This window comes from Herpetosiphon llansteffanensis (genome assembly GCF_003205875.1).
GTDB lineage: Bacteria > Chloroflexota > Chloroflexia > Chloroflexales > Herpetosiphonaceae > Herpetosiphon > Herpetosiphon llansteffanensis.
The window spans coordinates 1-25,648 of sequence record NZ_PUBZ01000112.1 but is presented as its reverse complement, the minus strand read 5'-3'; the positions used below and the strand labels follow the sequence as shown (position 1 = coordinate 25,648).

The 25,648-nt window shown below is 49.9% G+C and carries 12 protein-coding genes and 1 pseudogene; all 13 read right to left on the bottom strand.

Annotated elements, in window-relative coordinates:
* Window positions 1–7 precede the first annotated feature (7 nt).
* The 13 genes and pseudogenes from C5S61_RS17320 to C5S61_RS17260 all read right to left on the bottom strand — a co-directional run bounded on the left by C5S61_RS17320 (window position 8) and on the right by C5S61_RS17260 (window position 25,481).
* Window positions 8–1,690: a hypothetical protein gene (locus tag C5S61_RS17320; protein ID WP_110516876.1), complete on the bottom strand. Its 1,683-nt coding sequence runs from the start codon at window positions 1,688–1,690 to the stop codon at window positions 8–10.
* A complete protein-coding gene (locus C5S61_RS17315) occupies window positions 1,690–3,456 on the bottom strand; it encodes a P-loop NTPase family protein (protein ID WP_110516874.1) in 1,767 nt (588 codons plus the stop codon). Before C5S61_RS17315 ends, C5S61_RS17320 begins: the two co-directional genes overlap by 1 nt.
* Before the next feature lie 31 nt (window positions 3,457–3,487).
* Window positions 3,488–4,318 (bottom strand): phosphoadenosine phosphosulfate reductase family protein, encoded by an 831-nt coding sequence (locus C5S61_RS17310; protein WP_110516872.1) that lies wholly within the window; start codon window positions 4,316–4,318, stop codon window positions 3,488–3,490.
* The gene (locus C5S61_RS17305) at window positions 4,311–7,802 is read right to left on the bottom strand and encodes a hypothetical protein (RefSeq protein WP_110516870.1); all 3,492 of its coding nucleotides are present in this window, start codon (window positions 7,800–7,802) and stop codon (window positions 4,311–4,313) included. The genes C5S61_RS17310 and C5S61_RS17305 overlap by 8 nt, the downstream gene beginning before the upstream one ends.
* On the bottom strand, window positions 7,789–8,736 hold the full coding sequence (locus tag C5S61_RS17300) for a DUF4007 family protein (protein ID WP_164689586.1): 948 nt from the start codon (window positions 8,734–8,736) through the stop codon (window positions 7,789–7,791). The genes C5S61_RS17305 and C5S61_RS17300 overlap by 14 nt, the downstream gene beginning before the upstream one ends.
* Before the next feature lie 497 nt (window positions 8,737–9,233).
* Window positions 9,234–9,989 carry a hypothetical protein gene (locus C5S61_RS17295; protein WP_110516866.1) on the bottom strand — a complete coding sequence of 252 codons (756 nt, stop codon included), beginning with the start codon at window positions 9,987–9,989 and terminating at the stop codon, window positions 9,234–9,236.
* Window positions 9,990–10,003: 14 nt separating this feature from the next.
* Window positions 10,004–10,336, bottom strand: coding sequence for a hypothetical protein (locus C5S61_RS17290; protein ID WP_110516864.1), 333 nt, complete (start codon window positions 10,334–10,336; stop codon window positions 10,004–10,006).
* A 545-nt stretch (window positions 10,337–10,881) separates the two neighbouring features.
* Window positions 10,882–11,133: pseudogene (locus C5S61_RS27455) on the bottom strand (helix-turn-helix domain-containing protein); the annotation flags it as partial.
* A gap of 319 nt (window positions 11,134–11,452) precedes the next feature.
* Window positions 11,453–11,722 (bottom strand): hypothetical protein, encoded by a 270-nt coding sequence (locus C5S61_RS17280; RefSeq protein ID WP_124033456.1) that lies wholly within the window; start codon window positions 11,720–11,722, stop codon window positions 11,453–11,455.
* Between the two features lie 25 nt (window positions 11,723–11,747).
* Window positions 11,748–12,905: a hypothetical protein gene (locus C5S61_RS17275; RefSeq protein ID WP_110516859.1), complete on the bottom strand. Its 1,158-nt coding sequence runs from the start codon at window positions 12,903–12,905 to the stop codon at window positions 11,748–11,750.
* 29 nt (window positions 12,906–12,934) lie between these two features.
* Window positions 12,935–14,437, bottom strand: coding sequence for an FG-GAP repeat domain-containing protein (locus tag C5S61_RS17270; protein ID WP_110516856.1), 1,503 nt, complete (start codon window positions 14,435–14,437; stop codon window positions 12,935–12,937).
* A gap of 80 nt (window positions 14,438–14,517) precedes the next feature.
* Entirely contained in the window at window positions 14,518–22,539 is an 8,022-nt protein-coding gene (locus C5S61_RS17265; protein WP_164689585.1) for an RHS repeat-associated core domain-containing protein, read from the bottom strand.
* A 422-nt stretch (window positions 22,540–22,961) separates the two neighbouring features.
* On the bottom strand, window positions 22,962–25,481 hold the full coding sequence (locus C5S61_RS17260) for a sensor histidine kinase (protein ID WP_124033455.1): 2,520 nt from the start codon (window positions 25,479–25,481) through the stop codon (window positions 22,962–22,964).
* Window positions 25,482–25,648: the final 167 nt, after the last annotated feature.

Here is a 25,648-nt window from a genome sequence, read left to right as displayed (position 1 = left end):
GACACCCTTATACTTTACTGCCGAATACCAGCGCTGTGGCGTCGGAATATTCAACAGCCAGGCCTGCATGCTGAAGTTTCTCCAGAAACGCGGTTGTATTGCGTTGGTAGTATTCGCTGTTAATGCGATGGCGTTCAACAAGTCCGGCGAGTTTCGCCTCTTGATAGCCAATCACCAATCCATAGTGTTCGTACAACAGCTGCAAGAATGTATGAAAGGTAAATGATTGATTAACTGGAATAATAGCGAAGGTCATAGCTCGGAGCAGTGTATCACTCAACACAAAGCGCGGATTTGGCCCTTTGTAAGGAGCGACAAAGCCAATCGCTTTCGCTAGTTTTGTGTGAACACCCTTAAAGTTCTTATCGAAATCATTGAATAACAGCTTTTCGAGCTGGTCAGTATATTGTTGAATGGCGACATCAAAGCTTATCGTGTTTTCCGCGACACTATCTGCTAGTTTCTCTACCTGTGCCGTAAATAGATCACGAGTAGTTTTGCGTAATAACGAAAAACCAAACTGCACGGAAATGCTATCGTGAATATCGATTAAGGTAGAATCATATTTTCGCCGAGACCCAATCTGATCCTGGACGTAGCGTGAGGCTTTTTGTCGGATCATCGTATCCTGATCACGGAATGTTGCGGCAGATACATTCCGAATTGCTTGTTGTCCATCTCCATGTTGGAGATCAATCATCAAAGTAGGTCGACATGTCCTCATGCAAGAGCCATCCGCATGCGTTAGAGCATGTGAGTTAGGATGGGCACGATGATAAATATATAACACTAAATGAAAGCCAATCATATGAGCAAGCATATCAAGCATTTCTAATGCATCCAGAGGTGCTTGTAGTAATTGGAATACATCATCGGCAATCTGACGATACAATGCGCAGTCAGGATCCAGGAGCCAGCCCAAGCTACCAGTGTTTGCATCGATCTCACCTAGCTTCACGACACTTTGCCATGTTGCGTCGATATGTCGGGCTAGTGTGCCTAATGAGGTATTTCTCTCAAGCAAAAGTTGGTTGATGGATTTCTCAATACTCTGCCCAATAGGCTGCCGTGACTGCGTTCCAGCGGATAAAATCAGGTAATAGAGTTCACCGCCGCGGGCAAAGAAGTTCCGATCACTATAGGTGATATTCTTATCATAGGAGGCTTCATCAATCGCATTAACATCAATATTTTTTTCGGCTTTGGTTGCGCCTTTGCGCAATGCTTCCCAAAACAACATTTCATGATGCACCGGTAACAAAGATTTGGCATACCACGAGCGTTGATCCTCGACAGCGGAAAAGGAACGCAAGAGCTTCTTGGCCAACGAAAATGGTTCCTCGCCTGATCCGTCCCCGTTTATCAACCAGGTTACTTGGCTTAATTCTTTACGCAAGCGCTTCATAGCCGCTGTATCATAGATATTAGGTGTCTTCTCGTGCTCATCATAAAAAACAAAGCGCCGTAGCCCTAAGCGACTAAAGCGCTGATAATTGCTCAATTTACAGCGTACATCTTGGTCGATGCCTTGTCCCAATTGGTAATTGAATCCAGCCAATACATTGAGAAATTCCAGCAAATACTCCATCCAATGCTGGCCAACTCGTAGTCTGTGACCCCAAATCCAAGCTGCCAACGGGTATCCCGTTTTCACATCATCGGTATTGCCGGTATTGCCGTATTGCTTCATTAGTTACCTTCCGATTCGGTTGCTGTAATTTGCAATGTATGAATGGTGTATTCATTTCCGGCTGGAGCAAAAAACCGTAGATCCTTTTCAAGGGATAGACCACCGCCAAATCGATGAAGCAGTTCGCTTTTGAATTGCTGAATTGCCAACTCACACTCACGAGCAAGAATATCTGCCGTACTCCCTTCGGAGCGGCGCATCAGATATTCAAATTTCAAGAGATCTAATGGCCAGCGTATCGGTTCAGCCTGCACCCTAGGCGGGGGATAAATCTCAAGCACGAGTTGATCAGTATCTACATCAATCACTGATTTATCAATCTTAGTGCGCTCCAATGAGATGTTATCACTAGGAATACGAAATTGAATCAAGGGGATAGATTGTTCACCTGAATGAGCATAATGTGATGTGATATACAAATAGACCGTATCAATCAGATACAAGCTTGTAAATGCCCGATTTAAACCCAGAACTAATGCCTTTACACCGCGCTCGCGTACCTGTTGATCCCCTGCCAGCAAGCGAAAATACATCGGTAGATACGTAAATGAGAAAAGATGATCGGTCAGTGCAGGGTAATTGAGCTCGAAAAAGAGTTTGCGACGGCAATGTGGGAGCCACGTAAGTAGCGCATGATCTTCGCCATCTGCGGCAACTGATTTGCCGCTTCGCAAATAACTTGCGAGTTCCTGCTGAAATACAGTGATACCTAGATCAATCTGCGGAGCGAAAAGTATATCGTGCTGCGATTGAATATCTGGGTTCTCAGCACGTCCGTTAACGATGAAATCATCAATGCGAAAATAGGAATGCTTCCCTAAATTAAGGCGACGTAGATGGCGGATCACAACTGACTTGCGCCGAAATGCTTCATCTGCCGATTCACCAAGGAGGTTTTGATAGTAAGCGAATTGATGATATGACCATCGAAATCGTTCCGGTGTCGCACTTAACGTACTGCAATCCTGTCCACCAGTGATGGTGTAGGCAAGATGGATGAGCATGTCACGAATGGTGACATGAATGCCCAAATGTTCAAGGATTCGGTACAGGAATCGGACACGTGCTCTTATATGGGGTTGGGCAAGACGTTGAGCATTAACATGAATTGGGCATTCATGTGGTGATGATCGATGGGCGCAACTGATCCAATGATCAGGTTCCGTCATCCATGATAGAACTTGATCCACAAACGCCGATGTTGCTACATTATTCAGGTTAATCACTACAAGTTGGTGGTTATCAACTTCAGGACCGTTAGCTAGTTGTTTAAAAACGTTATCCCGAAGTTGCGACAGCGGATCCCCATTAAGTGCAGCACGTAAACGGCCCTCATTGGCTGCCAACAAAAAGATCATTGTCGGCTTTGGTTGCGTCAGTTGTGCCGCAAGCTCTTCTAAAACTTGCTTGCCAACTGATTCCTCCATCTCGGAAAAATCTTTGATTACGCGTAGGTGTTGACCACTATGTTCGATCGGCCAATCAACATTATCCGACCAATCGTTCAGTTTCTTACCAGTAAAGGTCTCAATTATTTGTCGACACAGATAGGTTTTTCCATCACCTGCGTTGCCTGTCAAAATAATCGATGGTGGATTGGGGCGCTTGAAGGTCAAGCGTACAAACGCTTCAACCTTCGTTTGCAACTGCAACTTTGGAAACTCTACCGGGTGAAATTGGGTTACAAATTCATCAAAGGCCGCTTCGTGATCTGAGGAGACGGTTGTATATCGATTGAGGTAGGTTACGAAAGGGTTTGTATGCATGATCTCCCTCTTATGTTAGCAAAGAATCAGCTTACAAATGACAGATATCACAGCCTTTGTCATCGTCCTCATCATCGAGTACCTTGCCAACGAGGTCAAGCAGCGTTCGATCTGGGCGACGCAGCCGCTCTTCTTCAAGACGAATAATGTGATCGCGCTTAATTTGCTTGAGGCGATCGGGGTGTTCTAATTCGGCGAGACTTTCGCGCTGCCGCCAATAGAACTGTTCGCTCCCGCCTTCTGATTCATATTTTTTTGCTTCGTCATAGAGATCAGGGTGCCGTTCTTTAAGTCCTACCCATTCTCCGGTTCTCTGGTAAAAACAGAAAAAACAGCCACTGCGTTGTCGCCAACTGTAATATTCAGGCAACCCCATGCCGCTCTCAGCAAGAATGCGCTCAATATCCGTAATATTGAGCCCATGCTCTTTGAAGGGGAAGACAGGTGTAATATTGGGTTTCGTGGACTCATACCCGCTTCGGCCTTCATCAGCCCGAATACCGACATAGCTCCAAATAACCTCATTCCCAACGTAGGCCTCAAACGGCTCAATTTTAAGCTTTCTCGTACACCAGCGAACCTGCGCCGAGGGTAACATGCCACCGTACATATCCAACCAATGGTCGAATCCTCGGTCTGGATTCAGCCGGGCAATCGGTTTTTGGAGGAACGCCTCAAGCTTATCGAGGTATTCATAGGTTTCGGGAAGCTCTTTATGCGTATCGCAGAAGATATATTCAAGTTGCGGAATATGATCCTTCAAGTAGATCGCTAAGGCGGTACTATCTTTACCACCACTCAGGTTGACAATGTGTCGTCCTGGAAGCGATGCCCAATCGGAAATAGGTTTATGCTCAGTCATGAGAAGTAGCATCCTTTGGGATCAGATCAACTGCGATATTTTCGGTCAGAAGAGGATCCAACAGTTCAGCTAATACTGCTGTTTGTTGTTCTTTGGTAAGTGTACCATAGCGCGCAAGCACATCACGGAGTTCATTGTGGAGTTGTGCCATTTTTGGATCTTTTGGATTTGATACACGGACAACACGACTATGTTCGCCCTGCCCACTCGCTACCCCAACTCTCAGCACCCGTGCTTCGGGGCTAATCGTTTGGGCTGCCACTGCCACTTGTTCGGTGACGCGGAACCGACGACCTAAATCATTAATTGCACTTTCAAAGGTTGCGATGTCATGATCAGTCCAAGTATCCGGCGGACGTTTCGCAACCAAGGTTGCAACGCTATGCACCCACGCATTGCCATGATCCGCCGTTTCCAACCGTACGCCGAGAGCTCGGATCAGAGTGTCCCCCGTTGATGTTGCAATCAGGGTATAGCGTTCACTGAGTTCAGCACGCAAGGCATTAGTTTCAACGGTAGATGTTTCAAATGCCTGATGAATACATTCACGAATATGCGTGAGCAACTGTGGATAGGCCTGTTGTAATTCTTCGAGTCCAGTTCGCAAGGCCGAGAAGAACATGTCAACCCGCATCTCATTAAGGACTTCGTCCGCCATAAATGGGGCAAAGCCACACGCAATGGGGAGTTTTTCAAACAACAGCTCATCCGGTGCACGCGCTTCACGTAATGCGGCACGAATGGCTTGACTAGGCTTGCTGATACGCTTGGTTGCCTTACTAAAGTCCGGCAAACTACGGAATAACCGAAACAGTGGCAGCGATGCCGCAACCAAGGCTGGTTGCACACGTTGGTTCAACGCCTGCGGCGCTAATGTTCGTGCTAATCGCTCATAGATGGCAAACCGCGATCCCTTAGCGTGACTCAAGCGGATGGAGAACACATCTGGTCTGGCCAACAAGCGCTCGAACAATGCGGTGTCGATAATTGGCGCAAAGCTTCCACGCTCATAGATGACGATTTCGCCGGCATGGGTCGCGTATAGAAGCGCGAAGAGCAGGGGTGCGAGGCCAAGTTTGACTCCGTAGGGAGGCTGCTCAATGCGTTTAAAAAGATCAACCAACGGACGGGGCTCTGCATCACTTTCCGCGATGAAGCGCTCCATCACGTCCCATGTTGGCTTAATGTGCAAAGGATCATCATTGGTGGGTTCCCCAATATACCAGTTCCCATCGCTGTCTAACCGATGAAACGTGCCTTGTCGCAGCACGCTTTCATAGATAGCACGTTCTGGCGGATATCCCTCTATGCCCAGGATTTCTTTATCGGCGTGATTTAACAGCGCCTCAACAAGATTGCGCCGAGCTTTTGCCGTCGCCGCTGAAAGTTGGCGACGGACGATCAGTTCGTTCCAGATATGGGGTGTTGCATGATAGGTTTCATCGCATGCCTGGGATAAGAGGTCATCGACCTGGCGTGCTGTTTGGACATCAACCTCGTGTCCAAGGCGAAACCATCGACTACGGCCAGGCGCATAGGTCTCTGCAATCGTATGCGCAAGAAGTTGCTGGGCCTCTGCAAGACGGCTTGATACTTCACGCCGCGCTGTACGGTCACTCTCCAACTCAGGGCGTTCATTAAGGATTTGCCGCAGCGCTGCAACATCCAAGAGCAGATCGCGGAGTTCACGGATACGATGGGGTAACGCGATAATGCGATGGTTTTCGTGATGATGCGTGCGATCGGTTGCCCATGTATACCCTGCATTCAGTTCGCTGTCGTCTGCCGGCACAACATACAGCAGTTCGCCGTCATCCTCCGGGGTAACCGAAGGATTTGAGAGAAGATAGGCGATATCAACATAGCGAACTGAAAACGAACGCGTTGCTCCGGTGACGTAACTATGGCGCCGGGCTAATAAAGGAGCCGTATCGGCGTGGTGTTGGAGCAGGCTAACTAAACTAACAGTATTGCCAAGCACCTGACGTGCTGATTGAGCAAGGCCATCGATATCGAGATCGCTTCCTTCCCACACAATATAGCTGTCACGGTGTTGGCGATACGTGACAAGTTTCCGTTTGCTGAGTCCGTCCAATTCAGCATCAATGGCAGGATGATCAGAGCGATCGCGGAGGGCAAACGTAATTTGCTCACGACTTGCCCTTAATCCGTACGTTTGCCCCAATGCTCCTAATGTGCCAATGATGGTTAAAACATCGGATGTGACCAGCGATGTATCGCCTACCTGTGCCAGCGCCTCTGCTAATTCAGCCCACCGTTGTGCTCGTGCGCGGCCAAATAGGCTCGCGCCAAGATTCGTGTGCACGTAGTTATACAAGTGGGTAAGGCGATAGATCGGCATCTCAGTGCTGGTATCAGCGCTACTCTGGACTACATCAGGGACACTATGGGGCTCCGGCGCGGTAAGAAATGCAAATAGTGACCGTTCATTTTGGGCCAACTGACGAAAAAGTGGGGGCAGCGCCACGAGCACCGTGGGATGCAGTGGATAGGTTCTCGCAAGAAGTATTTTCCAATCATCGAGGGTAATTTCGGGCGGTCGTAACCCCAACGATTCGGTGAGTGGTGTAAATTCTTCGGCCCACGCCTGGCGTACGGCTGCATATGGGTCCCGTGTCGGATCAGGACACAGTGCCCGAGCGACGATTCGCAGGATCTGCACCGGTGGTTCTTGAAAAGGAAGTTCCGCAAATCGCCCTTGAACTTTTGCCCATTCGGCCCGTCGAGCTATCCCAGACGTACTCGCATACCGTTCGAAGGCTTGATGGAGAATCGTCACAATGATGATAGGAGTCGTACCACTGCGGGCCGCCATTTCAGCAATGGTTTGTAAGACAAATAAGTCCTGCTCATCGCCCTGCCGTGAGGCATAATAGAGGAATTGTCCAAGCTCATCAATAATGATAGCGATCCCTTGAAACGCGCTCCGTTCCTTCACTAAAGCGCTGGTTTCACTGAGGAATTGAGCGACCTGTTGTGGACTGACATCCTCGTCAAGCGCCGCTGCAATACTGCGGGGTAACTTGAGGCGTTTATCATCGAGAAACGACGTTGCCTCAAAAAGATCCAAGAGCCCACGTAAGATGGAATAACGAAGTGACTCATTGTTTCCACTAATTTTTAATGATAAGAGACTCGGTGCATCATAGGACAGAGTACTCGGAATACCATCAGTGGCATGTTTCTCAAGGAGCTGGCGCCGCAGGGTCTGAGGTGCTTGCAGATAGTGGGCTAAGAAAATCGCGAATGCTGATTTGCCTGCACCATAGGGGCCAATGATTGAAAACGCCCGTGCCGTTGCGTGTGGAGACAAACCCTCAAGTACACGCGATACTGTTTGAATAACCAGCGGCGTGGCTTGATAGTCGTGAACGCCCACCTGATCATTGGAAAAATCATGCAAGATATGAATAGAGCGCGTATAGCGCGTCGCAATGGGCAAAGGAGTATCAATAACTGACATAACGAGCCTCGCTGTCAAACGCCTGCGTGAGTAAGTGGTGTGCTATTTCTGGGTCATCAATCGTCGGCCAAGCGACGTGCCGAATGCCAGCTTGATCAGAGTAATAGGCTGCGTTGTTGGTGACCTCATGGATGCGCGTCACATAACTGAGGAGGGTATCTTCGTCTAATCGAAAAACGCGCCCTGGCGAGCCGTGTGCATACGCGAGGTCGCTAAATGCGATGGTTTTTCGATTGAGCCGTTGCATCTGCTCTCGAATGGCAAACGCGACAATTTCTAGCGGAAGATCGAGGCGAGTACCAATGCTCAATCGGTATCGCTGCTGCCCAGGAAGCATCTGGATAAGTCCAAGACTGAGCAAAGGACACGCAAGGGCATCTTCCGATAAAGCGGCACTCCCTGCCTCAGGCGGGCAGTAGCAACTGACTAGGCATTCAATATCGCGCCGGAGCGTGGTCTCGGAAGGTGGACGCATCCCTTGGCGGTCAACAAAGTCCGTGATTTCTTTGGCAAGATCAGGGATTGCAAAATCGCCGCCCCGTAACATATTGAAGACGTAGAACCAGGTGAAGGTTGTTTCAGGTCGCGCTGCTATCCGCCAATGCAGCAGCCAGCGTGCGGTCGGTGTCACGAGAAATGGATCCCATCCCCGATCGTCAAAGAGGTGGTGCCCGAGACTCGAAATGACATGGCCACGACTATCCCCTGATTTAGCAAAAATGCCACAGACACGACCCCAAAAGCGAATTGATTGCGCCATATTCTTCCCAACGCCGAGCAAAACAAAGGCATCTTGGCGATAGAAGAGGTCGGGGGTGGTTCGTAGAATATCATGTGATTTCTTGAGCCAGTTCCCGCGCAGGGCAAATGTTTCATGGCCGCTAAACGTAGGGGTTGCCCCAGCTGGCAGCAAGTCGGCAAGGGGTAAGGACATGGAATCAGGCTCCGAATTACTAAAAAAGTGAACACATGTATCTATTCTATTATAACATAGCCCCTCTTGAGTCCTCACTCTCATCTAACAGGGTTTCCCGTACCAGCCCATTGATGAAATCTAGCTCGCCTGTCATTCTGATGACAGAACCTCGCTGATGAGGTCATATGTCAACCTAGATCTACGTTTCGCAATCATAATGAGGGGAAGTGGAGATTTGAGAGTTAAAAAGGACTGTAGACCATACAGTCCTGATATGGATATCGGCCGTCCTACGTATTTCCAAATGCTGTTTGAGGACTACTACCTAATTACAGGTTCAATCGTGTTGTGGCGCGTGTATGCAAAACGATATTGTGCCATAAGATTCCTCGCCGTTAATGTAGGGTGTTGACTGATCAGGAGGGAAAGAGGTGCGGTGTTCTCGACCTTTTCCGCCACTCCCTAGCCAGCATCCCTGTCCTGTGCACACGCCATAGTTCGCTCCTATGCATGCGCTATGTTAAGTCGCCATCCTCGCCCATGACCGCCTCAAGTTGTACCAACGCTGCTGCAAGCGTGCGTTCGGCCACGCGACGCTGTGAAACGTTTAATGCTTCTTCCTCACCCAATCCACCCATATGCATACCAACCAACTGGTCGCCTACGGCCAAACCAAGCAATTGAAGATGCTGATGTACCTCGTGATTCAAGCGCCCTTGGCCAACGAGTTGACTGCGCATATCAGTGATCTCTCGTTGCCACTGGACTTCTTTGCGCAGCGGATCACGTGCGAGTGCAACCGCCAGCCGATCCGTCAAGGCTTGCGGCGCATGCCGGACACACTCTAGCACAACCCAGCGCACCGTCACCGCCCACAATTCGACAAGCATGGCATCAAGAATAGCCAGAATCCGCCGCCCATCGGCCTTGGTTTTCATCGTCCCCAATAAGCCCGTTCCAAACGGCCCGTGAAGCGATCGGTCTAGGGTTCGATCGACCTCTGATGGCCAGAGGTCGAAGTGTTGGGGACGTTCAATGAGTTGAACAACTGCGACAGATGCTGAGGGCTGGCCTGCTTTTTTGGCCGCCTTGCGCCGACGGTCATGATCTTTGCGGGCCTCGATTGCACACTCCTCGCTACACACCGTTGGCGGACGACCGGGATAGGTTTCGATGGTCGCCGTCTGACCACACCAGCGGCAGACAATGGTGAAGGTTTTGAGCGGAACGACGCGGCTATGACTCACAACCGTCACACGGCGATTGGGCATGGGCTGCTCCTCCATTATGCTGCACGGAGCAGGTCAATGCCCAGCATTCGTTCAATCGTCGCCCCAACATCGTCGAGCGTCGTTCGCACTGCCTCCAGCAAGACCAGCCCCGCAGCCGCATCGTGATTGGTCACCATCAGACTGTATTCAGCGCCGCGTGGATTCGTTCCCACCACAATAAAGCCGACGGTGATGTCGTTGCCTTCGGTATCTTTGGAAACCTGATCATTGGCATCCAGATCAACGTAGCGGGCGAGTGTCCAGTGGCAAGTAGGAAAGCACTCACGGAGATAGCTTTCCCATTCAGCCGCACAAGTATCGTAGGTTTCAGCGGTAATTCGTCGCATTGGCTTACCTCTATTCCATTATTGTACAAGATAGTGGAATTATAGATGATTGCTGGTGAATATCAATGATTTTTGAGGGGTTTTGGGTGCTTTTGGGGAGAAAATGCGCTCGTTACTTAGGCTATTCCAGCATTATGTAAGATAGTGGAATTTCGTATATAAAGAGATGCAATGCTGGCTGGAGCATCAGGCGATGGCAACGTGTGTGCTGCCATCGTATCTCTTCGCTTTATCACAGCTTGGGGTTAAACGCAGATCTCCCCGGTTTTCTCTAGTGAACATCGGTTCGGCCTAAAATCGTACCACAGTACCCATCATTCAACAGGTTTTATGGTCTCTTGATTTCGTCGATGGGTTCTTTGGGACACAAACGTGCGCTGAACCACCGCAAAAGTACCATAATCCATCGTTCTCCTAGCATAGCAGTTAAACGGTCGTTTTTTTTGTATGGTGCGGTGGATGGCTCGTCCCGACGCGATTTATCCCTTTCGTATGGCGTATTCCGTCGTAAGACCGTATGAACATCGAAGGAACACATCCGTTCGCTATAGAAAACTGGGGAGATCTGCGTTTAACCCCAAGATCCGGGCAACGGTGTTGGGACTGACCACCCGCTGCCAGGCATTCCCTTTGGCCAGTTCATCCGTAATGCGGCGCTTGCCCCAGGTAGGATGGGCCGTGCGGAGGGCCACAATCTGCGCTTCGATGGCGGCATCAGTGCGCGCCGGGTGTTTGGGGGCCGCACTGGCAAAGCTCACAAGTGCCGCATAGCCGCCCGTGACGAAGCGCGGCTTCCAATAATAGAACGTCTGACGGCGGGTACCCTATGGGTGATGAGCGGTGCGACAGGCGAGCATGACATCACCCGTGGCTTCCCAGGTCTCAAATAAGAGCCGTCGTTGCTGGGCCGTCGTGAGTGGAAAATGAATGCGTTTCGTCATGGTTCTATGGTAGCAGCATCGATCGTAGAATGCAAAGGGTATTTGACCATTACAGTGGCTGATCGAATCGTTTCCCTATCCCTCGTTGAACAATACCTTGAAGCTGGGGGATATTCATAAGATGCCCATAGAAAATAGTCGCCCCATCCTCAAGGTATTAATCAATACCTAAGCCCTAATTTTCTCCATTTGGTCCTGCAATATAAAAAGGATTACTAAAGGTTCCTGTTGCTGCTGCAACAATAATTTCACCACCCGAACCACTAGCATCATTTCTCGATCCCTTGACAAGATCAAAAGAATAGCCTTGCCAGATATACCATGTTTCACAATTTCTAAATGGATACTGTAAGGTATGAATTGTGTCTGCATAAAGCTGCTTAGGAATCAATCCATGCCATAGAATGAACACCACAAGCAAGATAGAGCGTTTATAGTGGAGCATAAAAACCTCAAATGAGCAGCTGCATTTAGTCTGCGCGTAAGATCATGGCTACCCGTGACGGTATACTTCGTCGCGTTGATTTGGATTGGCTGTGCGAGAACCTGCTTTGACCAATTATCTGGCTTTGTTGACCTTGAACAACTATTGAAGTGTATCGTTCGGTTGGCAAATCCACCCATAGGTCAATCGTGCCATCCTGGTCGCCGTTGCTGTTGAAAATGCCTGCAATGGCTTTGGTTTGCCCAGTTGGGAGATTAAGCCATAGTGAAAGCCGTTCGCCTGGCTTGTAGCCTTTGCCGCGCAGCCGCAGTTGAGCTTGTGTGGTTCGATGTTCTAAACGGATCAACAGCTGACTTGGTTGAGCAAGATCAAGAAACAGGGGATTAGCCCAATCCTTTCCATCATCGCGCACCAATCGAATGGTGCTCATACCGCTGGTTTGGTGTTGGATAAAAACTAAACGCAACCGTTGCGTATCCTGCGGGTTAATCGGGGCCAAGGCTATCTGCACGTTGCCCGTTGTTTGATCATGGCTGCGAATCCAATCAGCTTCACGGGTTGGTTGCGCCTCGATTAATGAAACCACCGCTGGATCATAGCTGAGTACTGCCTCGCTTGGGCCAATACCCTGGCCATAATTGGTGGCATACACATCGATCACAAGCTGATTGGATGGCGTATCAACGATCTGTTGTCGCCAGCGAATATCTGCCTGCACGGTGCTAGGGTTTGCAATTGCGGTTGGGGCAACTGGGGTCGGTGGTTCTATACAGGGCGTGGCAATGGTTGCGGTTGCACTAGTTTGGGCAATGAGTTGATTGGTGCCGCTGATCACCTGAAACAGTTTGCCAATGACCGTATAGCTGCCAGCGATCGCGGCGCTGCCGCCATTAATCGTGATGTTTTTAGTTTCGTTGGCTACGAGCATACCCGTAAAGACAGAGCTATCACTGCTCGGCGCACCACCATTAACCGCCACTGCATGGGTAATTTGATAGTCGCCCGCAAGTGCAACCTGTACTGTAAGCGTAAAATCATCAATCGCGCCGCCAACAGGATAACAGGTTGCAAGTCCGGCATAGCGCAAACTTGGGCCAATTTGGCTGTGGGCGGAGATTAATCCGCCCACAAGCAGGTAGAGCATTCCAGCTGTACCCAAACACCATCCAAGCGTTCGTTTCATCATCAATCCTTTGCTAGCTCAACGCCGATTTATTTCAGAACTAATGGTGCGGCGACCCGATGATGCTGAAACCGCAGACGACGCATCGTTGCTGGTGCTTGTACCCGCTCAGCTTGGCGTGCCCGCACCATGACTACCGGATAGACCCAGTTTGGCAACTCGGTTTCATAGCTCCACGTCGTGCCAGTAACACTCGCTGCTTGCCAGCTTGCGCCTGCATCAAGGCTTACTTCCAGCGTCGTGGCATTGGTCAATGTGCCACTCAGGCTAAAATGCGGCGTATCGATCGTGCTACACGGCACAATCTGATCATCAATCGTCGCGCTGGGCGCACCAGTGCTATTGATCAAATAGGTTAATCCGCGTAGATCATCAGCAATCAGCACATCAAGGCCGCCATCGCGATTGAGGTCGCCAACGGCCAAGGTTTCAGGGCGATAGCTGGTGCTATAGGGGAGATCGTAGGTTTCGTAAGCCGCCAGCGTCCCATCAGCCCGACCACGATAGATCGTCAAAGCTAACCAGCCACTGTTGAGTGCGAGTATATCATTAAAACCATCATGATTAATATCGGCAATCGCTAAAGCTTCAGGCAAATGCCATGCTGGCAACAACTGTGGTGTGGTGGTAATGCTACCATCGCTTTGTTGGGCAAAAATATTAATTGCTGCATTGGGAATATTGCCCCCAGCGCTGACCACGAGATCAGCCCGCCCATCGTTGGTGACATCGCCAATCGCCACGGCATGGGCCGCAAAGCCTTGATCATCAACCTGACGATACTCAGTATCAAGCAATGTTCCCCGATAGAGTGCAAATAAATCGAGGTGTTGAGTAATACCACCAGTGCCGCGCAAAGCAGCAACATCCAGCTGACCATCATAATTAAGATCACCAAGTGCCAAATCACTCATACTGCGATTGGCAAACGGCAAGCTCAGGCTTGCCTGCATGGGATTGTTGTTGGGTTGTGACCAAATTTGCACCGCGCTAGGTATGACAAACGCCAGATCATCGCGGCAATCGCTGCTGAGGTCGGCGGCGTGCAGGGCTTCTGGCTCGGTGCTAATCGTATAGTGTTGGGTTAGTTGCAAGGTTTGGCTAAGCGTGCCGCGCCACAGGCCAAGTTGCTTGGTTGCAGGTTGCAACGCTGCCAAATCCATCAAGCGATCATTGTTCAATTGGCCAATCGCCAGGCTGCTTGGCTGGCTCGCAAGCGTCGTGGTTTGGACAATTGTCAGGCCATTGTTCCAATCCAAGCGCAACAGGTGCTTGCCAGCGCTGGCACTAGCCAAGGGTTGGCCAATCACGGCAGCACTAGCAGCATCGCCCACGCCAAGGCTAGCGACTGGCTGCAAAATACCGCTATTGCTGCTTGGGCGATTTGGTCGTTGGTTTGGGCTAGCCAAATAGGCGGCGGGCATAACCCCCGCTGCACTTTTTGGGTGCAGCGGGCCACGGGCTGGTTGGTTCGCTCCTGCCACTGAAACGGCAAGGAGTGACAGAATTATCAGTGATATTAATTTGTACATAGTATTATCCTTAATAACTTGATATGTTATAAATTATTATTCAATTATTTTAAATATCCTAAATTATATTATTGATAATCCTACCATCCTGGTGCGGATACATTAGGTTTCGATTGTGGTAATCCACAATAGCTTAAAGCAGCTCTTACTACAGTATTACTATTTGGTGCATCAGGAAAATATATATAATTTTTTCTGTCAATATAATTTAGTGCGCTACCCAAACAACTATTTATTTCCTTATATCCTTTAATTCGTATTTGTACAGTAACGGATGGATGATTATTTGTATCATAATCTATTGTTCCAGGGCGATAAAAACCATAGTTAGTCACAATCGTTCCACAACCAATAATTAATCCCTCTGCTCCACAAGATCTGCTTGGTCCTCCTCGGAAATATCTAGTTTCTTTCGATGTTCCTTTTAAAAGAATATAGAGATGGTAGTAATCATCAATAATTGGTAATTTTCCTAAATAAGAAGCGTGTACTTCCACTTGGTAATCATCATTTTGGCCCGGACAACTTTGATAGTCTGGATTGCAAGGAGGTGTAGGGCAACTACGATTAATGTTACACCCTGAAGGTGGAGGTGTAGGACAACTACGATTAATCCCACAACCTGATGGCGGAGGATTGTTTCCACCACCGCTTCCACCATCATTATTGTCATTACACGGAATATACAGGCTTTGGCCAGGGGAAATGATGTAGGGGTTACCAATACTGTTAGCATTGGCAATCCAGCGCCAATTGATACCGAAGCGTGCGCCGATGCCACTCAAGGTATCACCTGAACGCACGGTGTAGCGTTCGTTACACTGTTGGCCACAGTTCGGGCGGCTACTGCCTGCGCTTTGGGCCGCTGCATTGTGAGCCGCTGCATGGCTGGCCGCCGAAACGCTGCCGATCAATGACGCGGCAGCTACACCAACCTGGTGCATGGCGTTGCCTAAGCCGCTCCCTGCGTTGGTTCGGCTGAGGGCTGGGCTACCACTTGCCACATCAAACAAGCCCAATGGATCAGTGCGACTGATCGGGTTGTTGCGCACATAGCTGTAGCGGTTGAGCGAACCAGGCATATTTTGATCAGCCGGGAAGGAGTCGGCACTCAGCCAGGTGGCGTTCTGCGGGTCGTAATAGCGGTTGCGGGCATAGATCAAGCCGCTGCTCTCTTGGCGATGACCAGTGTAGCCGTAGCTGCTCGCTAAATTATTCGCGCCACTTTCGAGTTGGCCCCAATCACTGTAGCGGGTTGGCAATGTTGCGTTGGGTTTGCCAGCGGCATCGCTATAACCAATATAGCTGCCCAAACCTTCGAGATGGGCAAACATAGTCGTGCTATTACGTTCCACCGCCAGATGACCCAAACCTTGCGGATGCAGCACAAACCATTGGGTTGGTTGGTTGGCGGTAAATTGGGCGAGCACATTCCACGAATCACCATCATACAAGGTGTGTTCGCTGCTCAGCAGCACACCTGTTCCTGACCATTGCTCAAACAGCGTGCGGCGCTGGTGCTGATCGTAGCGATAGCGTTGGATGGATTGGGTTGTAGTTCCAGCAGCATCAAGCGTGCTGAGGCTGAGCAAACGGCCTCGCGAATCGTAGCTCAGGCGGGTTTGTTGCTGGGCGGTTTGGCTGCTAATGCGTTGGCCTGCGCCATCATAACTATAGCTGGTTTTGCCCGTGCGCGAATCGTTGACTTCGAGCAAACGATCAGCAGCATCGTAGCGCATGGTTTGCGTCCAGCCGCTCTTGCCTTGGGTAGCCTCAATCGCCAGCCGATTTCCGGCTTTATCATAGCGATAGGTTTGGGCTAATTGGCTGGTTCCTGCTCCACTGCGCTGGCTCCGAATCAGCCGATCGATCTGATCATAATCGTAGCTGGTTTCTTCAATGCTAATCAACGAACCAAACATCAAGGTTGAAATCAATTCGCGGGTGCGGTTGCCATTTGGATCAAGCCGATATTCGTAGACCGCGAATGCCCCATCATTGCCACGATTGAGCACCGCCGTCAAACGACCATCGGCATCATAGGCCATGCTGACCGCAGCATGGGGATAACCAATATCCAACAAGCGCCCATCCGGATCATAGTTCAATGTGATCGTATGCCCCCGACCATCATCGATTTGAGTGGGCCAACCATTCGCATCGTACTGCGTTTGCACCATACGGCCATCGGGATAAATCACATGGGTGCGGCGACCAGCAGCGTCATAGCGCCATTCGACTAGCTTGTCCGCTCCATCAACCCCGCGAATCGGACGATTAAGCCGATCGTAGCTGGTGGTTTGTTTGCCCGCTGCGCTTTCTGCTTGGAGCAGATTGCCAACGCTATCGTGGCTGAGCGTTTCGGCCTGACCAACGCTGAAGGTGCTGGTTGTTGGGCGATTCAGGGCATCATATTGCGTCGTGATTTGCTGTTGATTGGGATGTTGTTCGCTGATGCGATTACCAAGCGCATCGTAGCGATAGCGGGTTGCTTGACCTAAAGCATTGCGTTCTTCAATCGCCCGGCCAAGCAGATCGTAGCTCGTTTGGCGGCGATGGCCATTGGGGTCAAGCGTGATGGCGGGCATCCCAGCAATATCGTAGCGGGTGGTGATGGTATTCGAGAGTGCATCGGTGATGCTCAGGCTTTGGCCAAGCGCATCGTACTGGCGGGTCATGGTATGGCCTTTGGCATCCACGGTAGCACGAACCCGACCGAGGGCATCATACTGACTGCTGGTTTGATGGCCTAACGGTGAGGTGGTTTGAATCAGGCGTTGCGCTTGATCATAGGTGTTTGTGGTGACAAATCCACGTCCATCTTGGCTGGCGATTTGATTATTAACCGCATCATAATGATAGCGTAGCACCTGACCATCAGGCTTGGTCACTTGGAGCAGATTACCACGTGGATCATAGCTATTGGTTTCGCTATTGTCCAATGGGTCACGTGTGCGTAGCGTGCGACCAAGGGCATCATAGTCCGTCTGCCAGCGCTCACCAAGCGCATCAATCCGCTCGATTTGGCGTTGCTCAGCATCGTAGCGATACTGGGTAACAGCACCACGAGGATCGGTGGTTTTGATGAGATTGCCTACTTGATCATACTGCTGGAGCGTGAGATTGCCCAATGCATCGCTCTGACGAATGGCACGCCCGAGCACGTCATAGGTTGTCGATGTGCGATTGCCACGCGCATCAATCACGTCGATCGGTGCGCCAGCGCTGTCGTAGCTGGTTTGGGTGCGGTTGCCCAAGGCATCGATGCTGACCAACACGCGGCCTTCGGGATCGTATTGATTACTGCTGCTAGCTCCGCGTGGATCAATCGTGCGTACCACCCGACCTAAAGCGTCATATTCGGTGCGGGTAACTGCTCCATAGGGATTTTGCGTGGAAATCATGCGATTGAGCACGTCGTATTCAGTGGTCGTAACATTGCCCAGTGCATCGGTCACACGCACAGGATTATTGGCAGCATCATAGTCAGTGGTCGTTGTCGCGCTCAGTGCATCGGTAACGCGAATCGGATTATTGACTGCATCGTACTCAGTTGTTGTCGTAGCATTCAGTGGATTCGTCACCTGAATCGCATTGCCCACCGCATCATAGCTGGTCATGGTTACAAAGCCCGCCTCATCGTGCTGGGCGATGACCGACCCTTCGGCATCATAGACTGTCGTCCGGCGCTGACCGAGTGCATCGATCGTTGCTGTGGTATGACCAAGCACATCGTAGATCGTACTGGTTTTAGCTCCTGTGCGATCGATTGCAAAGATTTGGCGACCTGCGCTATCGTAGCCCCAGCGCTGGCGATAGCCGCGTGGATCAATTTGCTCAATCAGATGGCCTTCAGCATCATAGACCTTCGTTGTGGTATGGCCAAGCGCATCAATCTCTTTGATCGGACGATCCATCGAATCATACGTAGTACGGTTGGTTGCACCGCGCTCATCGGTCGTGGCAATCACGCGACCAACTGCGTCGTATTGATAGCGAACGCTTGCGCCAACTCGATTGATTGTTTGCACTTGCCGATTAGCCGAATCGTACTGGGTTGTACTGCGTTGGCCTACAGCATCGATGGTGGCAATCTGATTGCCAACCAAATCGTATTCATAGCGCGTGTGTGCTCCCGATACATCGACCTGCTCAATCATGCGACCTGCTTGGTCGTAGCGCATCGTCGTGGTTGAGCCACGTGGATTGGTTTCGCTGAGCAGTTGATTACGCGCATCAAATTGGCGAGTTGTCACCCGACCTAAGGGATCGATGGTGCGAATTTCACGGCCTAAAGCATCGTATTCATGGCGAGTTTCGCGGCCAAGCGGGTCACGCTCACGAATTAGTTGCCCAATCGCATCATAGGCATACGACCAGGTATGGCCAAGCCGATTAGTACGGCTGGTCAAGCGATTAATGGCATCGTAGCTGAAACGGGTTTCCTGATTCTGCGCATCGACCATGCGCACCAGGTTATCGGTTTGGTCATAATAATAGTCGGTAACGGCCCCCGCAAAATCGGTCTCGCCAATCAACCGATGGCTACCATCGTAGAATCGGCGGCGTTCTTGGCCTAAACGATTGGTTTCCGCAACCAGATTGCCCATGGGATCATAGACAAATGTCTGCGTGCTCCCATCAGGATAACGAATGCTGGTCAATCGGCGCTGTGGATCGTAGGCATACGCCACCCGATTGCCAAGGGCATCGATCATGGCAACCTGATCGCCTGCGGCGTTGTATTCATAACGCGTTTGCGCACCAAGGGCATCGGTTTCGCTGAGCAGCAAGCCTTGAGCCGAAAAACTGCGTTGCAGCATGTGCCCAAGTTCATCACGCTCAGCCACGACTAAGCCTGTTGGTGTGGTGGTATAGATTCGCACGCCACCCAACGCATGCTGTTGCGCGACCAGCAGATTATTGCTATAGGTGAAAATCGTGGTCGCACCAAGGGGATCGGTATCGCGCAGTTTATTGCTATTGGCATCGTACTCTGAGCGCCACACACTCCCTAATGGATCAGTGGTGCTCAACAGATTGCCCTGCACATCATAGCGATAGTGCCACGTAAGATTAAGCGCATTGGTGCGGCTCGTCAGCCGATTTTGATCATCGTAGCTGTACTGTTCACGATTGTTGAGCGCATCAACCCGTTCGATCAAGCGTCCACGGTCGTCGTAGCTATCGGTGATAGGATTACCACGGGCATCGCGGTAGGTGGTTGTGCGGCTAGCTGGTGTATAGCCAAATTGTCGCCAATCGCTCAAACCTTCGCGTTGTTGCTCAACCCGACCTTGGGTATCGTAGCGATTTTCCACCACCAAGCGTCCCGCCCCATCCGTAATCCGGGTAATGCGGTGGTTTTGATCATACTGGTAGCTGGTTGATTGATTGGCCTGATTGAGCACTTCAACCAAATTGCCAGCCCCATCATAGCGATAGAGCTGGGTTGCCTGCGGACATCGCAGTTCAGTAACCCGTTGTTGCTGCCAGATCAATTGGCAGGTTTGGCTTGGCCCCTGAATTTCAACCAGGCGATTATCGCTGTAGTGTAGGGCAACCTGATTGCTAAAGTGATCAGTGATGGTTTCAAGTCGTCCGTCGGGGTTAAAGCTGCGCGTCATCCCATCCTGATCACGCAGTGTCCAGCGTTGGTTGGTCACATCGCGGCTCAACTGGAGATCAAAACCGGTAACCCCGTGATAACTGCCATCGGGCACACTCACTTCGACCCCGTTCGATTCGCCCGTATCGGGGTCGATCACCTCTTGGTAGCTCGTTTGGAAATTGGCATCAAACAATACCTGCTGGCCGCTACCTTGGATATAGATCACCGATTCATCAGGTCGTCGGATCAGTCGTTCATCGTAGCTACTGGCCCAGCCCCAACCAAACAACCCTTCGGTATCAACATCAAGACTATTGAAGACCCGTCCGAAGACCAACGATAGGCCCAGGTCAATCACCGTCAAATCAGTCCATGCGGAGAAAAAGTTGCCAGTTGAGGTATTGACAGGTTCGCCCACTGACCCATTATCGGCATGGGGGCCTTGGGTTTGATTATCGAGTGGCGGTAAATCCGATTTGACCAGAAAACTGGTTTCATTCTTGATGCCGCTGCCCGGCGCGATATAGACCCGATACCACGTACTCGCATCGCGAAACATCGCTTTGGCATAATGCGTCCCTGCATTTGGCATGATCCGCGCTTGTTCATAGGTATAGCGCTGACCAGGCTCAAGCCGCACATTCTGCACTGCCGGAAAATGAACTTGCCCTTGCGGTCCGTTGACCTGTACCTGTAATTCAGGAATTTGAATTAGGCGTGTTCCCACATTGTGCAAGGTAAAGCGCGCGGTAACAGTGTTATTGGGGGCTGGCACCGGATTCGGCGTGATGCTCAAATGCTCAACCGTGCGGACTTCGTTATAGTGTGGTGGCGGTGGTGGCGCAGGTGTGTAATTAATTGTCAAGTATGGGCGGGGATCTTCCGCTGGATAAATCAAAGGATGACAATAGTTTCCATGAAAACATGAGCTTGAGGAAAATAGTCCTCCAGCACGAGTTTCATCAGCAGCGGTGAATAAAATCCCTCGTGGATGACTACTATCGCTGCTATACCAGCTTTGCAGTAAGGACGTTAAGCTAAAGGTTTTCCATCCACCGCCGGTACTGACCGATTGAGTACTATAAAAATCGCCTTGGATCGAGTCGTGATTATCCCAATCGATTGCTTGTTCATCCCAAGGGTCAATTGTGGAGTAGATTCGCGTATCATATGCCCCGCCCCGTTCATTAATAAACTGAAAAATTGTCAGTTCAGCACTATCAATATCGCCAGGGGTCACATCGGCTGGTAAACCGGGCAATTGAAAATTCATCACGAAGCGACTTAGCAATTTTGGTGGATCAGTAGGTCTATCCTGAATTTGGGAATAGCCCAAAAATAACGCTGTTTCAGGCCAGTGCTCAATCCCTGAAATCGCCGCATTATTAGTCACATAAGTATCGCCAGCCGGAAAAATTGGGCTAATGGTTGGGTCAAGGATCACCGGATACTGTCGAGCAGGGTCGTTCAACCATGGTTGGTTGGGTGTATAAACTAAAATTGATTGACCATCGCCTAAATCTTTGAGCGTCACCGAAACAGCAGTGCTCATCTGACCCTTGGCATCAATTAAATAGGGCGCACTGAGTACCAATGCGGGTTTAGCATTGGCCCCCTTGATCACAACGATTTGGCCTTGTTGTTCGGCTTCGCCGCCAGCAATCTTGAGATCGACGTTAAGCGCAAAATTGTTGGCTGGTGGCTTATGAAAAATCACTTCTTCTTTCAGGCCTGGACCAGTTGCGGTATAGCGGAGATCGGCATTGGAGAATGCATTAGGGTAGGTAATCATCTGGCCGGCAACAATCGGCACCTTCAAATCAACATCACGTGGCGTAAAGCCAACCTGTACGCCAGCATAGGCGAATTCAACCAAATTGCGCTGCTGCTGAGCCAAGGTTTTGGTATCGGCATGGGCAAACCACAGATCGACATCAGTGCCAGTAACCGCATAGCCAGCAATAGCTGCATGGCGCTGTTGGGCTGACTTTAAGATGGGAGTATAAGCAGCCCATGTGCCATTACGATCACGATAGTGAATCGGAGCAGCATAGATCCGCGTCTCCCAATGTCCATCAGGAAACGCCAAAACTTTACTGGTAGCAGTGCGATATTGCGGGAGTTCAGTCACTCCCGTCAGTTGGGGCGTTGGGGCAGGTTTAACCACTGGTGGAGTACCAAGATTTGGTCTACTAGGCTGGGTTGACGTTGAAGTACGGGTTAGAGACGCTGGATTGCGCTGTTGTTCATTGAGCGCACGCTGCTCAAGTTGTTGGAGCCGCACGGCTTGATCAACTGAGGGAATCATCGGAAAGGTGGTGTTTCCCTGATTGTCAGTTGGCAGTTGGCGATTTCCAATCACGTGGGCGCGTTGTTGGGCAAAGCGCGTGGCCGCATCCTCCAAGGATTGGGCCTGTAATCCAGCTCGCGGCAAAAGACTCAGCACAAGACAAACGAATAGCCCCAACGACCAACGACGCAGACGTTGCATACGATTCCTCCAAACACCACGAAAGCGACAATCCAACGATGGACAACAACATAATGGGGGATGAATATACTTGCTCCTTAAATTAGATGCAATCACACTCTTTTTTTTCATGAATGTAGCTAGGATTTTCCATCAAATTCACGCAGAGATTACATATTCATCACGTACATCTTTATCACGTACCGCACTTAGCCACGACATGAACCCCAAAACAGTCTTATTGCAATGGCTAACGGTAGGTTAGGGGGAAATGTGGGTAGGAGCTGGATGATCGAAGGATGCAAAGGATTGTAAGGATTGCATGGCCATTTGAATGACCCGTCAATTACACCTTATTGCATGAATTAAACTTACCAACCTTAATTATCTTTTGGACAAAAATACAGTAGAAACGAGACCCTTCAACAAATACCCTTCAGGGACTACTTTTGCCGGAGAACCGTAACTGATACAAGTATCGCGCCCTGATTATCGAGAAGGCATGGATCTTCACATGGTGCGTCGTTGACCTTTAATCGGATCATGCCCTGATAGGCAGGCATTACGAAGCTTTCCTCTTGACCAATGCTAAACTCCCAGCTACCGATAGTGCCAACCAACTGGCCCAAGTTGGCATTTGCCACCGGCAGCCAAGAGGGTTGTTCGCCCAGATATCCTTCCGCATCAATGAGCGGACGACTATTAATATCAGTAGTCCACCGTCCGTTAAGCGTTTTAATGGATACAATGTCACCCGGTTGTGCATAAATATCGGTGTACTGCCAATCTTGGTTGGCGTGGATGAGCAAGGTTTGAGTGATAATAGGGCTTACTCGGTCGACTACGAAAAAAATAATCCTCGGAAATGGTTCAATACCATGCCAGCCGTCGTACATATCTTGGAAGATAGGTTCGATAAAATAGTCGCCAGGGGTATTAAATATCTGCGTTGTTGTCATTGAATAGGCTTCGCCCGAGTCAATCCAGATATCCTCCCTAGTGGGAAAGTCGACACCAGGCGCGCTCCAATTACCAACGATGCCTCCAGGACCATGAGATCCTAAAGCCAAAATCTTGGCATATAGCGAATATGCCGACGTGTTTCGGACTTGGAAGGTTACCGTTAATGTATCGCCAATATCAAGGATATCTTCCGATCTCAGCATTCCATTCGGTTTGCGGGCATCAAGGTACACCGGCGTACCGTAGTAGTCACGATGTTCATCGACTGAAAGACTGCCCTTAATGGCTGGCCTTGGTGGATCGGCAGCGGGATGCTTGCTAGATTGGAAGAGCAACATACCAAATCCGCCCAGTAAGAGGCCAAAAAAGGTCGATACCACTGCAATTCGGGCGAATGCTTTAGATGCTACAACCTGAGCCTGCTCAGTCAGCGGTGTAAGCGGTGTAATACGTGTAGGAATATCTTCATTGTCTGGTAGTTCTGCAATATCAGGTGGGGATGGCTCACTGTTGGAAATAGCCTCGGACATGGCCTGAAGTACATATGGTTTAGCCGGACTGGCGGACAAGAGCATGCGCGATAAGCTTAGGGTGATCTTTGTGCCGTCGCCTGGACTTGATTGAATGTTCAGCTTAGCACCAATGCCTCGCGAACGCTCCATCATTGTCATCAACCCTGTGCTCGTTATTTTCTGGCCAATCTGTTTGGTATCGAATCCAGTTCCATTGTCAGTAACGCTCACTAACAGGTTATCCATGTCACTATTGAAGCTGATAGAAACATGGTCTGGGCTGCCATGGTTTAATGCATTTGTTATAGCTGAATGGATAATACGGTATATGTCACGTTTGTGCTCAATCGAAAAATTCTGCCATGTGTTAACATCTTCCTTCTTTGGACTAATCCATTCCAGTACTGGACTATTCGCTGGAAAAAGCTGATGGATCATAGCTAGCATTGAGGCCAAAAAATCTTCTTCAACACCGGGGATTGCTATTTGTTGCCGTATGATCGAGGCTCGAAGGAAGGAAGATGCCGTATTGGCGACGGTACCAATAGCCCGAAGGTTAGACTGAGTTAACAAGGGGAGCGTTTCATACTCACATAGAAGGTCAATTTGTTGAAAGATCCAGTGTAATTTAGCCATAATTTCGTCATGAATCAGATGGTTGAGATCGTTGAAGATGTTGTCACGTGCCTTCAAAATTCTATCAACAATCATGTTGATTAGTTCGATCTGATTGTTAGCGACCACGAACCAGCTAATGTATTGAGCTATCTGTTTAATAAGTTGACGATCCTTTTTATCAAAGCCCTCTGAGCTAATCTTTCTACCAAGCGTGATCAGTCCAATAGGTTCGGCCTGTTCATCGTAATTGACAAAGATTGAATCGGTGTAGGACAGCGGATCGGAGGAGGGCTCGGCTGGAGCGTGATAGCCCGATAATATATGAATCAAGTCGAGGCGTTTAGTCTCCATTATGTAAAAATGATCGACAGTTTTGATCAGTCGCGGTTCTAGTCGGATTGCGACCCATTCGAGTTGAAGCCGGAGGGCGATATAATTTATAGCCTGATTTATGGATGCTTCAAGCGGAATGGTAACATTAAGACACTTGATCAGTCCATACAAGATATCAGCGTCATGCTGGTGGCGCAAGAAATAACGTTCGAAGACTCTACGGACACCCGTGTCGAGGTACCAGAAACTTGAGGTCAACACCGCAACGAGAAAGGCAATCAAAAACACAAACCCATCGACCTGCTGATACATCATGATGATGAAAGCGATATCAACAATCACGGCGCTAACGAGGATGATCATTAAGATATCCAGAGTCCAAATCCGTTTATAGGAAAAGGCTCCGTACCGCAGCATTACAAAGGCCGTTCCGGTCGCTGGGATGATAGTTAGAAAAAAGCCTGAGAACGCCGATGTTCCAAAGCCAAGCCATTGATGGCCGAACAATTCATAGGCCAATAACGTTGCCGCAATCACAAACCCGGCAGCCCATGTGATCAAAAGGGTCTTGAGCTGGAGCTTCCCTCTGTGCTACCATAGGTGAGACAGATCTGGTGTATCAATCTTAAGTCGAGGGCCGCAAGGAGTTCCCATGGCCAGCAAAAAACCAACGCCCGACCAATCGACCCATGACCCTGAAGTTC